This window comes from Ignavibacteriales bacterium, assembly GCA_026390575.1.
In the GTDB taxonomy this organism is placed as follows: Bacteria; Bacteroidota; Ignavibacteria; order UBA10030; family UBA10030; genus Fen-1298.
This window is the reverse complement of the sequence record JAPLFR010000015.1, coordinates 125,975-141,150: the sequence shown is the minus strand read 5'-3', so window position 1 is coordinate 141,150 and position 15,176 is coordinate 125,975. Positions and strand designations below refer to the sequence as shown.

General features: G+C 44.3%; 14 protein-coding genes. 3 read left to right on the top strand and 11 right to left on the bottom strand.

Annotated elements, in window-relative coordinates; all coding sequences use genetic code 11:
* Nucleotides 1-10: 10 nt before the first annotated feature.
* The 10 genes from murG to mraZ form a co-directional block, all read right to left on the bottom strand.
* A complete protein-coding gene (gene murG, locus NTX44_11845) occupies nt 11-1,105 on the bottom strand; it encodes an undecaprenyldiphospho-muramoylpentapeptide beta-N-acetylglucosaminyltransferase (GenBank protein MCX6122291.1) in 1,095 nt (364 codons plus the stop codon).
* 3 nt (nt 1,106-1,108) lie between these two features.
* On the bottom strand, nt 1,109-2,296 hold the full coding sequence (locus NTX44_11840) for a putative peptidoglycan glycosyltransferase FtsW (protein ID MCX6122290.1): 1,188 nt from the start codon (nt 2,294-2,296) through the stop codon (nt 1,109-1,111).
* Nucleotides 2,297-2,423: 127 nt separating this feature from the next.
* The gene (gene murD / locus NTX44_11835) at nt 2,424-3,779 is read right to left on the bottom strand and encodes a UDP-N-acetylmuramoyl-L-alanine--D-glutamate ligase (GenBank protein ID MCX6122289.1); all 1,356 of its coding nucleotides are present in this window, start codon (nt 3,777-3,779) and stop codon (nt 2,424-2,426) included.
* Between the two features lie 8 nt (nt 3,780-3,787).
* A complete protein-coding gene (mraY, locus tag NTX44_11830; protein ID MCX6122288.1) occupies nt 3,788-4,912 on the bottom strand; it encodes a phospho-N-acetylmuramoyl-pentapeptide-transferase in 1,125 nt (374 codons plus the stop codon).
* A gap of 3 nt (nt 4,913-4,915) precedes the next feature.
* Nucleotides 4,916-6,328, bottom strand: a complete 1,413-nt coding sequence (gene murF, locus NTX44_11825) for a UDP-N-acetylmuramoyl-tripeptide--D-alanyl-D-alanine ligase (GenBank protein ID MCX6122287.1) — start codon at nt 6,326-6,328, stop codon at nt 4,916-4,918.
* Nucleotides 6,329-6,431: 103 nt separating this feature from the next.
* Nucleotides 6,432-7,928 carry a UDP-N-acetylmuramoyl-L-alanyl-D-glutamate--2,6-diaminopimelate ligase gene (locus NTX44_11820; GenBank protein MCX6122286.1) on the bottom strand — a complete coding sequence of 499 codons (1,497 nt, stop codon included), beginning with the start codon at nt 7,926-7,928 and terminating at the stop codon, nt 6,432-6,434.
* 85 nt (nt 7,929-8,013) lie between these two features.
* Nucleotides 8,014-10,203, bottom strand: coding sequence for a penicillin-binding transpeptidase domain-containing protein (locus NTX44_11815; protein ID MCX6122285.1), 2,190 nt, complete (start codon nt 10,201-10,203; stop codon nt 8,014-8,016).
* On the bottom strand, nt 10,200-10,727 hold the full coding sequence (locus tag NTX44_11810) for a septum formation initiator family protein (GenBank protein ID MCX6122284.1): 528 nt from the start codon (nt 10,725-10,727) through the stop codon (nt 10,200-10,202). The genes NTX44_11815 and NTX44_11810 overlap by 4 nt, the downstream gene beginning before the upstream one ends.
* Nucleotides 10,728-10,741: 14 nt before the next feature.
* Nucleotides 10,742-11,674: a 16S rRNA (cytosine(1402)-N(4))-methyltransferase RsmH gene (gene rsmH, locus NTX44_11805; protein MCX6122283.1), complete on the bottom strand. Its 933-nt coding sequence runs from the start codon at nt 11,672-11,674 to the stop codon at nt 10,742-10,744.
* A 14-nt stretch (nt 11,675-11,688) separates the two neighbouring features.
* Nucleotides 11,689-12,138, bottom strand: coding sequence for a division/cell wall cluster transcriptional repressor MraZ (gene mraZ, locus NTX44_11800; GenBank protein MCX6122282.1), 450 nt, complete (start codon nt 12,136-12,138; stop codon nt 11,689-11,691).
* On the opposite strand from mraZ, the gene NTX44_11795 reads away from it, so the two are divergent.
* Nucleotides 12,129-12,398, top strand: coding sequence for a hypothetical protein (locus NTX44_11795; GenBank protein MCX6122281.1), 270 nt, complete (start codon nt 12,129-12,131; stop codon nt 12,396-12,398). The two genes, mraZ and NTX44_11795, sit on opposite strands and share 10 nt — an antisense overlap.
* 173 nt (nt 12,399-12,571) lie before the next feature.
* Entirely contained in the window at nt 12,572-13,729 is a 1,158-nt protein-coding gene (locus NTX44_11790) for a dipeptide epimerase (protein ID MCX6122280.1), read from the top strand.
* A 66-nt stretch (nt 13,730-13,795) separates the two neighbouring features.
* Here NTX44_11790 and NTX44_11785 read toward each other — a convergent pair whose 3' ends face one another.
* Nucleotides 13,796-14,401: an HAD family phosphatase gene (locus NTX44_11785; protein ID MCX6122279.1), complete on the bottom strand. Its 606-nt coding sequence runs from the start codon at nt 14,399-14,401 to the stop codon at nt 13,796-13,798.
* A gap of 154 nt (nt 14,402-14,555) precedes the next feature.
* On the opposite strand from NTX44_11785, the gene NTX44_11780 reads away from it, so the two are divergent.
* Nucleotides 14,556-15,119 (top strand): redoxin domain-containing protein, encoded by a 564-nt coding sequence (locus NTX44_11780; protein ID MCX6122278.1) that lies wholly within the window; start codon nt 14,556-14,558, stop codon nt 15,117-15,119.
* Nucleotides 15,120-15,176 lie beyond the last annotated feature (57 nt).

The following is a 15,176-nucleotide window of genomic DNA, read 5'->3' as shown; positions in this document are numbered from 1 at the left end:
ACACACACACTTACTTTGCCAGTTCAAGAATTCGCTGGGCAATTTCTCTGCCGGCATTCGGTTTTCCGATCGCGCGGCTTGCTTCGTTCATCTGCAGGCGTTTCTTATCATCGTTCATTATAGAATTCAAAACATCTTTTAATTTCATCTTTACATCTCGATCTGCGATCATCACGGCCGCGCCGGCATCTACCAATGTCTGCGCATTGAATGTCTGATGATCAGCGGCGGCATGCGGATACGGAATTAATACCGATGCTTTGCCAAGCCGAGTTAATTCCGCAAGTGTGGTTGCACCGGCACGGCACACAACCACATCAGCAGCCGCGTATGCATATTCCATTTTATCAATGAATGTATTCACCCAGCAATTCTTCCTCGCTGCCATTTCCTTTGCCAATGTCGCATCAGTGCTGCCCGTTTGCCAGATCAATTGAATATTGAAATCAGCAACATCATTCACCAATAATTTTACTGCCTGATTGATGGATGTTGCACCGAGACTTCCGCCGAACACAAACATCGTCTTTTTCAATGGATCAAGATTGAAAAACCTTATTCCATCTTCACGCGATACAGTTCCGAGTACATCCCGTGTCGGTGTGCCTGCCAATTCGATATTGTCCTTCCGCTTTAACCAGCGAGCCGTAGCATCAAATGCCGTAAAGATTCTCGTTGCTCTTGTTGACAGCATCCGCGTTGTTATTCCCGGATAGCTGTTCGATTCATGAACAACCGTTGGAATTCCAAGCAGCGACGCAGCATACAACACGGGCCCGCATACATACCCGCCGGTTCCAATGACAATATCCGGCTGAAACCGCTTCATGAGAAAGAACGACTGCACAAGCGATACAACAACTTTTATTGGAAACAGAAAATTATCCATCCGCACACTGCGGTGAAATCCGCTGATCCAAATAAACTCAAGCGGATATCCTCGTTGAGGAACAACGCGCGATTCAATTTTTTCTTTTGTACCAATAAATATAATTTCTGCATGTGTTCTCAGCTTTTTTATTTCATCTGCGATAGCAATTGCCGGAAATACATGCCCGCCGGTTCCACCAGCCGCTATGAGAATTTTTAGTCGCTCGTTCGACACGCGTCAATACACTTTTCCGAGTCCAGTCTCTGATCCAAGCGTTTCCATAGTTTCTTTTTCTGTTTTTACTGCTCGCGGATGTAAATCCGTATGCGCGGAAATGTTCAACAGCACACCGATGGAGAATGCCGACAGCATAAGAGATGAACCACCATAACTGATAAACGGCATCGGTAAGCCGGTGGTGGGAAGAAGTCCCAGCGCCACGCTTGCATTAACCAATGCATACAACGTAATCGTACTTGCAATAGCGACTGCGAGGAATCTTGCAAAATCGTCTTTCGCGTGTTTAGCAATCCTAAAGCCGCGCAGCATCACAAATAGAAATGCACCCAGCACAAGGAGTGTACCGAGCAATCCATATTCTTCCCCAACAATCGAATACACAAAATCGTTGTACGATTCTGGCAGGAATAAATCCCGTTGGCGGCTTTCGCCGGGGCCAACGCCGAACAAACCGCCGTTGCCAAAACCGATGATGCCCTGCCAAAGTTGATAATTATGCTGTCCGTTTGGATTTCCACGCACGAAGTGCATAATACGTTCTAGCTGGTACGGACGCTTCAGGACATATGCCATAAAGAGCACATAGAGCGCGAACAAACAGACGGCAACAACGATCATTCCAAAAAGATGTGTCATCCTTACATGCCCGACAAATAAAAGTACGATCGTTAACGCAAACAACATTATGCCAGTACTCAGGTTCGGTTGTGCTAACACCAATCCTGTTACAACACCAATCCAAATGATGACAGGGAGAAATCCTTTATTAAAGTCTCGTATATGTTCGCCTTTCGTAGCCATGAGCAGGCTTATATGAAAGAGAAGTGCAAACTTTGCAAACTCGGATGGCTGAAATCCTAATCCGCCAAAACGCAGCCAGCGCACAGCTCCTTTGGTTTCACCTCCGAGCACAAAGGTTACTGCCAAGAATAGCACTGCGAGAACAAGTGCTGTCTTGGTGAATTTTTTGTACATAGTGTAAGGAATACTTAATCCCACAAATAAGGCGGCAATACTTAATAAAATTTTTATCGCGTGCAGATCAAGGTAATGACTCTGCGTGTCGAATCGTTTAAACGACCATTCCGCAGATGCGCTGTACACTATTCCGAGACTTGCGACCATGAGTCCAAGGACGACGATAAGAAGCCAGATGTCAATATGATTGCGTTGTATTTTTAACATTGATTATTCTGATTACGCAGATGTTCCACTGATGACAGATTGCACTGATTTACAACAAAATATTTATTTAGTTGATTTTTTATCAGCGAAATCTGTAATCTGCGTTTAATCCGTATCATCCATGAAATCATAGCTTATTCACCAATTGTTTAAATACTTCACCACGATGTTCGTAGTTCTTAAACCAATCAAACGAAGCACAGGCTGGAGAAAGGAGAACCACATCTCCCGGTTGTGCAAGAAAGCGTGCTATATCAACAGCTTCTTCCATCGACGACGCCTTTTTAATCACTGTCGCACCTTTGAACGCCTGTTCGACGAGGTTTGCCGATTCGCCAATAGCGACAATTGTTTTTACCTGTTTGCGTACAAGTTCTGTTAATCTGGAATAATCATTTCCTTTATCGCGGCCGCCTAAGAACAGCACTATGGGTTCTTTGAATGATTGTAAAGCGAACCATACAGAATCGACGTTTGTTGCTTTTGAATCGTTGTAGTAACTGACATCGTTGAGTTTGCGAACAAATTCAAGACGGTGTTCTACTCCTTCAAATGTTTTTAACGTTGATTGAATCAATGGTGCATCAACCTTCAGCAGTTGTCCTACAAGCACTGCTGCCATCGCATTGTAAAGATTGTGCATGCCTTTGATAAAGATCTGGTTGACATCGATGACTTCTGTCCTCATGCCACTAAAGGACGTGACAAGTTTGCCATTTTCAATGAACGCTCCTTTGGGCAGCTTTTGATTCACGCTAAAACCAAGCTTACGGCACTGTGCATTCAAAACTACCTTAGTTGTCCAAGCGTCATCTACATTATAGATAAGCACATCATCGGCTCGCTGATTTTTGAACACACGTGCCTTCGAAGCAGCATATTTTTCCATCGAGTGATCATATCGATCCATATGATCAGGCGTAATGTTGAGCAGGACGGAAACTTTTGGCCGGAACTTATCAATATGGTCTAATTGAAAACTGCTCACTTCCAGAATAGCAACATCTGTCTCAGCCAAGTCCAAAACGACAGATGAGAATGCCGTTCCAATGTTACCAGCAACAACATGTTTTTTCGCTGCATCGCTCAGTATCCTTCCCGTTAATGTTGTGGTTGTTGTTTTTCCATTACTGCCGGTGATTGCAACAATAGGCGCCCGGCAAAACCAACTACCAACTTCAAGTTCACTAACGACCTTCATCTTTCGCTTTTGTGCTTCAAGAACTACCGGCGCATTGCTGGGTACACCGGGACTGACCACCATCAACTCACATTCATAAACACGATCGCTGTGCCTGCCAACTTCATATTCAATTTTTTCTAGTTGGAGATTGGGAAGCGAGGATTGGAGTTTATCTGCAACAGACGAATCGCTAACAAATACAAGAGCGCCATGCGATTTTAACAACGTTGCTACTGCGACACCACTGCGCGCCGCGCCGATAACAGAAACTTTTTTATTATGAAGAATATTGATATCCATGACGAAAATTACCGCACCTTAAATGTTGCCAGACTTAAAATCATTAACAGAATGGCGATGATATAAAATCTTGTAACGATCTTTGGTTCCGGCCAACCAAGCATTTCAAAATGATGGTGAATCGGAGCCATTTTAAACACTCGCCTGCCCTCGCCGTACCGTTTCTTGGTATACTTGAAATACATTCGCTGTATAATAACCGAGACAGTTTCCATTAAAAAAATGCCGCCAAGTGTCGGCAGGAGTAATTCTTTTTTTATCAGAACACACATCGCGCCGATAATGCCGCCGAGCGCTAGCGAGCCGGTATCACCCATAAATACCTGCGCAGGATGTGAATTGAACCAAAGAAATCCAAGCGCCGCCCCGCTGATTGCAGCACAGTAAATCGCAAGCTCGCCGTTGCCACGCAGAAAAGGAATTGTCAGGTACTGACTCCAAACGGCATGTCCTGAAACATAGGTAATAATAGCGAGCGTCCCGCAGACTATCCCAACCGTGCCTATAGCGAGGCCGTCGAGGCCGTCTGTGAGATTCACTGCATTCGATGTTGCTGTAATGATAAAGATGACAACCGGGATGTAGAACACTCCTAAATTCCACTCTAGGTTTTTCATGAACGGCACTGTCGTGCTCGATTTGAATGGCACAAGTGTTTGATCAATCCATTGTGGAAAGAAATATATAACACCGCCAACGACTAAGCCGACGAAGACTTGTCCTGCAATTTTATACTTACCGATGAGTCCTTTGGGTTTCTTTCGGACAACTTTGAGGAAGTCATCTAAAAAACCGACAGCACCAAGCATAACTGTAACAAACAGAATGAGCAAGATGTACCCATTTTTCAAATCTGTCCAGAGAAGCGCAGGAATGATCACTGATAAGAGTACAATCAATCCGCCCATTGTCGGTGTGCCGGCTTTTGCCAAATGCGACTTGGGCGCTTCAAGTTTTGCCGACTCGCCGATTTGATAGTCACGAAGTTTGCGAATAATTATTGGTCCGAGCCAGAATGAAATAATGAGCGCCGTGATTGCAGCAGCACCAGCGCGGAATGTAATGTAACGGAATATTCCAAGGCCGGGAACGTTGAACGTCTTGTGCAGATACGTAAAAAGATAGAACAGCATGTGTTAGATCCCTGTCTTTGGTGAAAGCTGTTCACTGAGATTCATAACAACTTCTTCCATTTTCATTCCGCGTGATCCTTTGACGAGCACAACATCACCATCGGCGAGCGTGTGCAGTAAGTATTCTATGAGCGTAGATTTATTTTCAAAATGTGCTTTCGTTCCCACTAAAGCAGCGTCGTGAATAAATTTTGAAAGTGAACCGAAGGTGAGAAGAATGTCAATACCGTATCGCGTTGTATTCTTTCCAATGTGCTGATGAAGCTCTTCTGCCTGCCCGCCAAGTTCCAGCATGTCGGCGAGAACCGCAATTTTCTTACCCGTCGCTTTCATTGCCTGCAAGGTTGCTAATGCTGCAAGTGTGGAATCCGGGTTTGCATTGTATGTGTCGTTGAGAATTGTTATTTGTGCTATGCGCTGTAATTGCATTCGCTTACTGGAGGATTGGAATGAAGCGAGTGATTTCTGAATATTCGCAAGCGGCACATTCAACTTTATTCCTACAGCGGCAGCGGCAAGGGCATTCTTTGCATTATGTTCTCCGGAAACTCCTACGGTGACTTCAAATGCCTTCTTGCCTCTCGGTTTTATATGCAGCAATGCTTGTGCATGTGCGTTAAACGATTCAATCGTCCCTTTGATAGAGACTCCACGCGTAGAGAGCCCAAAACTCACTATTCTTTTATTCTTCTTAGATAAACGAACAAGATGTTTGTCGTCTGCATTAACAAGAACGATGCCATGATGCTTTGCTATCCAAACGAACAATTCGCCTTCCGCTTTAGCAACTCCTTCCAGTGAGTCAAAGAATTCCAAATGTTCCCTGCCGATATTTGTGAGCAACCCATGCGTTGGTTCTAGAATAGAGCACAGGTAGTCGATTTCACCAGGATGATTCGTGCCAATCTCAACAATCGCAACCTCGTGCTTCTTTTCCAAACGGAAGAGTGTTTGCGGCACACCGATATGATTGTTCAGATTTCCTTCTGTACATAGCACATGATATTTCGTTTCAAGTACGCTCCGGATCATATCCTTTGTTGTAGTTTTACCGTTTGATCCGCCTATAGCGATAACTGGAATATCAAATTTGTGGCGATAGATGTTGGCAAGTTTTCCTAGCGCTTGAATTGTGTTTTCGACAATAAGGCGTGGAATATTGATGCTGACCATCATCGAGGCATTAACATCTGCCCAGCGGCGCTCGACAATGATACCGGCTGCACCTGCTTCCATTGCTTTAGAGATGAAGTTGTGTCCATCGAACTGATCGCCGCGAACAGCCAAGAACAACTCGCCGGTTTTCAGTATTCGCGAATCTATAGCGATGCCAGTAACCTTAAAATTTTTCAGTCCGTCGAAACCAATCGCTTTGAAGTGTGGTATTGCTAATATGTCAGATTTTGTCAGTTTCATTATTGATTGCTCTGATTACGCTGATGGATTGCAGAGGGCGGATGACAGAGATTGGATATCTGCGGAATAAGTAATCTGCGGCAGCTCTGTAGCATCAGCGTCATCATAAAAGGCTTTCTACAATTTCGCGATCGCTAAAATGTTTTTTCTCTTTACCTATTATTTGATAATCCTCATGCCCTTTGCCTGCGATGAGGATAACATCGCCACTTTTTGCACATTTGATTGCGCGTTCAATTGCCGTCTGTCGATCCACTTCACGCAAGACGCTTGCATGCCGGGTTATACCCCGCATAATGTCATCGATGATTGTCTCCGGTACTTCTGACCGCGGATTGTCCGAAGTTACAATGACGAGATCACTGTAGTCGCCTGCAATTCGTCCCATGATCGGGCGTTTCGTTTTATCACGGTCACCGCCCGCGCCAAATACCGTAATGATGTGACCACGATTTTTTGAGGGCAAAACATCGTGGATAGTTTTTAAACAATTCTCAAGTGCATCGGGGGTATGCGCATAATCAACGATAGCCGTCCATCCGCCAGGAGAAGCAATGCGTTCAAATCTGCCTCGTACATTTTTTAAATTCTTGATACCTACAAGAATCTGTTCTTGCGGAAGCCCAAGCCCTACACCTGTCGCATAAGCCGCAAGAACATTATACACGTTAAACTTGCCAATGAGCGATGTTGAAACCGTGCATTCTTGTTGTCCATTGCTGACAACGAATGTTGTCCCGTCTATACTCAGTTTGACTTCCTTTGCGAACACATCTGCAGTCAAGTTGAAACCATACGAAATTTTCTTCGCTTTGATAAAGCCGAGCAGTTGAACTCCCCATGGATCATCATTATTGATAACTGCACAATGCGATGGCTTCAAACGCGTAAATAAGATTTTCTTCGCCTCGAAATAATTTTCCATCGTGACGTGATAATCAAGATGATCTTGCGTTAAGTTGGTGAAAACGGCAACATCGAAATCTAATCCATACACACGGGATTGATCCAGCGCATGTGATGATACTTCCATGGAAACAGCAGTGCAGTTGTTTTCTACCATCGATGCGAACAATTCGTTCAACTCCAAGGATTCAGGTGTCGTATGCGTTGCCGGAATAATTTGCTCGCCGATCGTGTATTCGATGGTTCCGACCAAACCAGCTTTTTCTCCGCCCGCCTCCATAATCGCTTTGACGAGATGTGATGTTGTGGTTTTTCCATTTGTTCCTGTGATACCGACAAATTTTAATTTTTTTGACGGATGACCAAAATAATTTGCTGACATGAGAGCAAGTGCTTTTCGAGCATTCGGAACAACGACCTTAATGACGCCTGCGTGCATGCATAACGGATCAGGAAGAACTGTATCATCTTGAAGCACCACAACCTTTGCACCTTGATTAATAGCGCTTTGAATAAATGTCTGTCCGTCACTCGCCGTACCTTTGATCGCAACGAAACAGTCACCACGCTGAATTTTTCTCGAGTCGTACTGTACCTTACCTATTTCCACCTCGTGTGTAACAACCATTTGGCCGTACATCGTCTGGAATAATTTGGAAACAGTGACGCCTTCAAGAAGTTGAGAAAGCCTCATGAGAAATCAGAAACCTTTCATTAGATAAAATATTTTCTACTGTTCACGGACTCGGAGTGTACCTCCAGCCAAGAAAACTTTAGGATCAAAACAGTGTTGCCTGCAACACACTTCGCGGCGAGCACAGTAACAGGATGCTTGAACCCGAACGAGCACGTTCACCTGCTGATGGGATTTGCTGTGTCACCACACCTGATCCTTGCACCTTTATTTCAAATTCATCTGAAACAAGACGGTTCATTGCACGACGGATGCTCATGCCGCGCACGTCCGGCACGGTAATCATTCCATCAGATGAAACAAGTGATTCACCGTTGAGAATGAGAGAGACAGTTTCGCCTTTTTCGATTTTCTTTCCCGGCTCAGGCGTTTGCTTTATCACCATCGTGCCTGTTCCAAAAGTCTGACAGTTCAATCCGTAATTCGTTAGCATCTTCTTTGCCAGCGATGGCTGCAGCATACGAACATCAGGGACGGAGACTGTACCGTTGAGAGCAGGTTCTTGCGCAATTGCGGTACGTGAAAACTTATATGATGTCGTAATCACTCGTTCGGCAATTGAACGAAAAACCGGTCCGCTTGTGCTGCCGCCGTAATATCCTCTTGTCTTCGGATTATCCATCATCACCAAACATACAACTTGCGGATCTTCTACAGGAAAAAAGCCGACAAAGGAGGCGGTATAATTATTTGTCACATATCTGCCATTAACATATTTGCGGGATGTACCTGTTTTACCGGCAATACGTACACCATTAATACGCGCTTCTTTTCCGGTGCCGCGCTCGACCACTCCTTCAAACGCCGAGATAAGTTCGCTTTGAGTCTGCTGTGACATCACACGCCGGATAGCTTGAGGTTTTTGTTCAAGCATCGTTTTTCCGTCTGCGTCTTGAACTTTGGCGATGACGAACGGTTTCATCAATATTCCTTTATTTGCCACGGCAGCATAGGCACATGCTATCTGAAGCGGCGTTGCACCAATTTCATAGCCGTACGACATCGTCTGAAGTGTTGTACCAGACCAATCATGATCGCTTGGCTTCTTGAGCACACCGCGCACTTCACCGGGAAGATCGATCCCTGTTGTCATACCAAATCCAAAATCACGCGCCTGGCGATAAAGCTTTTCGCCGCCCACGAGTTTACCAACTTTTGCCAGCACAATGTTGCTGGACATTTCAATGGCTTCCTGAAATGTGAGAATATCAAATTCATGCGAATCGCTGATCAAACGAAATTTGTTTCCACCGAGGGATACTTTCATTTTCCCGTGCTCGGCGTTGAAGCGCATTTCCGGAGCCACGAGATTATTTTCGTACGCTGCAGTCGCCGTCACAACTTTGAACACCGAACCCGGCTCGAACACATCGCTCACAATCCGGTTTCGTGCAGCAGCCACGTTGAACGTACCGGCATCATTCGGATTGATGCATGGATACATGGACAGCGCAAGCACTTCACCAGTTTTTGGATTTAAGATCAGCGCACAGCCGCCATCGGCTTTGTTGGCCTCCACGCCATGCTTGAGTTCTTCATCAACAATTGCCTGATATGTTACATCAATTGTGAGAGACAGATCTTTTCCGTTGACCGGTTCGCGACGCGGATAATCTGCAGAAGGACGCACGCGCCCTAAACCGTCCCGCTGCATCACAACCGAACCGTTCACACCTTTCATCTCGTTGTCATATTGTAATTCAATTCCCGAGATGCCCTTATTGTCAACATCTGTAAATCCAAGCAGTGCGCCGGCAAGTTCATCATAATGATACAACCGCTTCGGTTCGTTTATGATCACGATACCGTCTAGTTTGGCCGATTCAATACGACGCGCAATCTCCGGTTTTACTCTGCGTTCAAGCCAGACAAACCGCTTATTATTTTGATTCTGATCTGTCTCCTGTAACTTATCCAGATAGAACGAACGCGGCTTTCCGAAAATACTTGCAAACGTTTCTGCTACACGCTCCTGATTGTCACCAATAATCTTGGGGTCAGCGGCAAATGAAATAAACATCGTGTTGGAGACGACAACGTTACCATTCCGGTCGAAAATATCTCCGCGTGTTGCCGGCAGTATAAATGAACGCTCATATTGCTTCCGCGCCAATGTCTTATACTTGCTCGAATCAATTACTTGAATCGTTACTAATCGAACTACAATAACAGCGAAGAAAGCAAGGAAGCACAGCGTTAAAACGAAAAACCTGGAATGAGAAAGAGACGATGTATCTTTTTCTGGAATTGTATTCTCTGGTTCCCGATCCGTCATCGCTTGCGTTCCATTTTTTGTTGGAAAACTTCTTCTACGTCGTTGATTCGCTCGGGACTAATCTCAATCCACACTGGAAGCTGTCTGGGATTCCGCAATCCCAATTGATCCTGTGCAAGCTGTTGAATCCGCTCCAGCCCGGACAACCTGTTGATCTGTGCTTTAAGCAATTCCTGCTGATTCAAGATTTGCTGATGCTTTGTTTGGAGTTGATTAATCTGAACCATCAGATGTCCGACAGCTAAAATATTACCTATGTACAAAACACTCGACACTGCACCGCCAAGAAGAAGCAATACAATGGTAAACGGAGAAATCCTTCGCTGCTTTTGTTTCTTGCCGCGCGGTGTCTGTAATGTGTTGAATGGTGCCGTTTCGTCGTTTAACGGATCTGTAGGTCCGTTGTACACCATATCCCGTGTTTCGCGTATTTTCGGGATAGAAATTGGCGAAGTCGGTTGCCCATATCTTGCCATTGCATTCGCTGCAAAAATTTCTCCAATATTTTGTTTTTCATATCCCACAAACAGTGCTTTTCTTATACTTTCTCTGCGGCACGGAGTTTTGCGCTTCGCGAACGAGGGTTGCATTCCAATTCTTCTTCCGATGCCGTGACAGGTTTTCGAGTCAACATCTTTAGTACCGGCTTGAGCGGCGTATCTGGAATAATTTTATTTCCCGAAGGAATCGACTGTGCCGATGCTGCACGAAAAGCATATTTGACCAAGCGATCCTCCAGCGAGTGATAGGAGACGACAACGAGTCTCCCACCGGGGTTCAACACATCAATACAATCACACAGTGCCTGCCGTAGATTTTCCATTTCATTGTTCACTTCAATGCGGATTGCTTGAAAAACCCGCGCCAAAGTTTTATTGAGAAATTGTCCGCCGATAGTTCGCTCTATGAGAGCCGCAAGCTGGCCCGTGGTTTCGATCAACTGTTTGCTGCGCTGTTGCACAATCGCTTTCGCAATTCGACGTGAATGTTTTTCTTCACCATACGTCCATAGAATATCCACGAGTGCTTGTTCGTCGTACTGGTTAACGACGTGTTGGGCATCCACGTGCTGGTGACGATCCATACGCATGTCGAGCATTTCGTCCGTTTGAAAACTAAATCCTTTTGTCGGTTCATCAATTTGGTACGATGAAACACCGAGGTCGAGCAAGATGCCTTGAACTGCCCCCACGCTATTGTGAGAAAGAACAGATTTAATATTCCTAAAATTTTCTTTTACAAAAATCGCACTTGTTCCAAAGCGCGCCAGACGTTTGCTCGCTGCTTCCAACGCATCATCATCAAGATCAATCCCCATCAACTTTCCGGATGGCGTCAGCTGTTCGAGTAGTGCTTCTGCATGACCGCCGCCGCCGAGTGTTCCATCAACATAAAACCCGTTCCTTGCGGTAAGGAGGTAGAAAAGAACCTCCTGCAACAGAACGGGAGTATGATACGTGTGTGCCTCCAATGAAAGCCGATGAATTATTGCTGCGGCTTAAATACTTGCTCGGCAACAGTCTCGTATGTGTCTGGCTGATTTCTCTGATACTCTTCATACACTGCAGGGTTCCAGATCTCCATTCGATCCAGTACGCCAAGAATTAATACCTCGTTTTTTATTCCGGCAAATTCCATAAGATCTGGAGGGATGGTTATGCGTGATTGACCGTCGATTTTTGAATCATTTGCTCGCTCAAATAATGTGCGTGCATAGAAACGATGTTGTGCATCCAAGAATGAAAGGCCTCGCACAAATTGTTCTAATCTATTCCATTCATCTTGCGGATAGACATAGAGACAACGTTCGAAACCGCGTGTAACGACAAAATTTCCTTTTGCACTTGTTGCAAGATTACTTCGCAGTTTTGCCGGAAGCGCCACGCGTCCTTTTTCATCTACCGAATAGGAATATCTGCCTTTAAATGACGACACAAATGCCTCATAATTTATATAGATTTTTTAGCAGGAAAAGAGGCTTCCCAAATTCCCCACTTTTCCCCACACTGGAGATGAAATTTACTGAAATACCATTGAAAGTCAAGCAAAAATTAGGATTTTTTAGTCGAGGGTCGAAAACGATTTTACAATTTCCCCACAAAGCCAATTATTTTTCTTCTTCTCCGGTTGGAACTTCTAAGATCATTAAGATAAATGAGTATTCTTCCTTTGTAAAAGCGGATATAGTCGCTTGAGCATAGAGCTCTTGAGATGTTTCACTGAGAGGTAGTGGGAGGACATCGACAATCTTTGCAACTTCCATCACAAGATTGATGGTTTTAAAAAAAAGTGTTCAACATGGAAGATTTGAATTTATCCTTTCAATTCGATAGCTTGACTTCATTGAACAGCTGATGGAGTTTATACGATGGATCAAAATAGAAGAGATTTTTTAAAATCCACTGCCATGGTAACCGGTGCCGCTATGATAACGAACAACCCGTACACAACTCTTGCCGAAGGTATTCCAGACAATTTCCTCACCGGAAAGATGAATTTGACATATCGTCCGTATACGTTAGAATTAAAACACGTCTTTACTATTGCAACCAACTCTCGCACGACGACGCCAGTAGTATTAACAGAAATTGAATTCAATGGCGTTGTTGGTTATGGTGAAGCATCCATGCCGCCTTATCTTGGTGAGTCGCATGAAAGTGTCCAGGCGTTTCTCTCAAAAGTTGACCTCAGTCGATACGAAAATCCCTTCGATCTGGAAACTATTCTCAATGACATCGATTCGCTTGCTCTTCACAATCCGGCAGCAAAGGCATCGGTTGATATTGCACTGCACGATCTTGTCGGGAAGCTCATGGGGCAGCCGTGGTATAACATTTGGGGATATGACAAGAATAAAACACCGTTCACATCTTTCACTATTGGTATCGACACAGCAGATGTCGTGCGGCAAAAAACAAAAGAAGCGGAAGAATATAAAATATTAAAAGTAAAACTTGGCCGCGATACCGACAAAGAAATGATCGAGGCCATTCGTTCTGTCACGGATAAACCGATCACCGGTGATGTAAATCAAGGATGGACAAACAGGGAAAGAGCGCTCGAGATGCTTCACTGGCTAAAAGAAACCGGTGTGGTCATGGTGGAACAGCCGCTACCGAAAGAACGCATTGATGATTTAGCGTGGCTGACTGAACGATCGCCGCTCCCCATTATCGGTGATGAAGGAGTACAACGGCTTGCAGATGTGAAGAATGCTGTTGGTCTGTACCACGGCATTAATATCAAACTCATGAAGAGTACAGGAATGCGCGAGGCTCAGAAAATGCTGACACTTGCCCGTTCGCTGGGAATGAAAGTAATGCTTGGATGTATGACAGAAACTTCCTGCGCCATTTCTGCAGCTTCGCATCTCTCGCCGATGGTGGACTGGGCAGATCTAGACGGTGCACTCCTCATCAACAATGATATCTTTGACGGCACAAAAATCATCAATGGAAAAGTGACATTAATGGATCGGCCTGGTATTGGTGTGATTCCACAGATAACACAGAATAAACGCAGATGATCGATTTCGCGGATGTGTCTCACCATGAAATCTGTCATCCGTGATCAATCAGCGTAATCAGTGTAATCATAAAAGAACACCAAGATCTTTCAACGTCTTTTCTAACTTCGCTGGGTTTTCAAACTTTATTGCTTGCATTCCTGCTGCTTGAGCACCATTTACATTTGTGATAAGATCATCGATGAGAAGCATTTCAGAGGGATCGATTTTTTGGTCTTTAATGATTGCGTCGTAAAATCCACGAGCCGGTTTCATAACGCGTAATTGGTATGAGAGATAATGTTTCTGAAGAATGCTGAGCACCACTAATTTTTTGAGACTGAGTCTGTAATGAATTTCATTAGTATCGCTTACTAAGGCTGTTCGGTGTTCTTGAGATACATGCTTCACGATATCTAACATTCCATCAACAGGTTCTTGTATAATATTCTCAAATGCCTGTTTTAGTTGTTTAACATTAAAACGTCGTCCGAAAACAGATTGAAGTCCAGACAAATATTCGCTTGTTGAAATAAACCCTGTTTCATACTGGCGTGTCCACGATTTATATCCATCTGCAAACGGAGCAATTTCTTCTGGACGCACAAGTCCGAGTGAGCGCCAGAATTCATTAAAATCGATATAAGCGAGCACGTTTCCAAGATCAAATAACAGTGTTTTTATTTGCCCCATGAATCATTCTCCATTCTTCTTCTCACAATGAAAGATCGTAAGAAGTTCTAAGAGAAAAAAATGAAATCTCTGGGAACCTCATTCACCCGTTTTCTTGTTATGAATCGTGACAATACATCATTCAAATTTAACATTAATTGAAAAAGGAAATTTTATGATTAAGATTAACGCACCAGCACCCGACTTTACTGAAGATGCTTATATCAGCGATCAAATTAAAAAGATCTCGCTTAAGGATTATCGAGGCAAATGGGTCATTCTATTTTTCTATCCGGCGGATTTTACTTTTGTGTGCCCAACAGAACTTGGAGAATTGGCGGATCATTATGCCGAAATAAAAGCAGAGGGCACGGAAGTAATTTCGGTCAGTGTCGATACAGGCTTTGTGCATAAGGCTTGGCATGATACTTCTGACACCATCAAGAAAATTACATATCCGATGCTTGCCGATCCGGCACGGCGTGTTTCCTCTGCATACGGTACACTTATTGAAGACGAAGGACTGTCACTGCGCGGAACATTTCTCATCGATCCGCAGGGTGTTTTGAAAGCGTACGAAATTCATGACAACAGTATTGGCAGAAGCATTGATGAACTTATTCGCAAATTGCAGGCGGCAAAATTTGTAGCCGAGCATGGCGGTGAAGTCTGTCCAATGAATTGGAAACCCGGAGCAAAAACTCTTAAGCCGGGATTAGATTTGGTCGGAAAAATTTAGTTTGTGCGGATAAAATAATAGGTTGGTAAAAAGTGATGGAGTGATGCACGCCTCCAG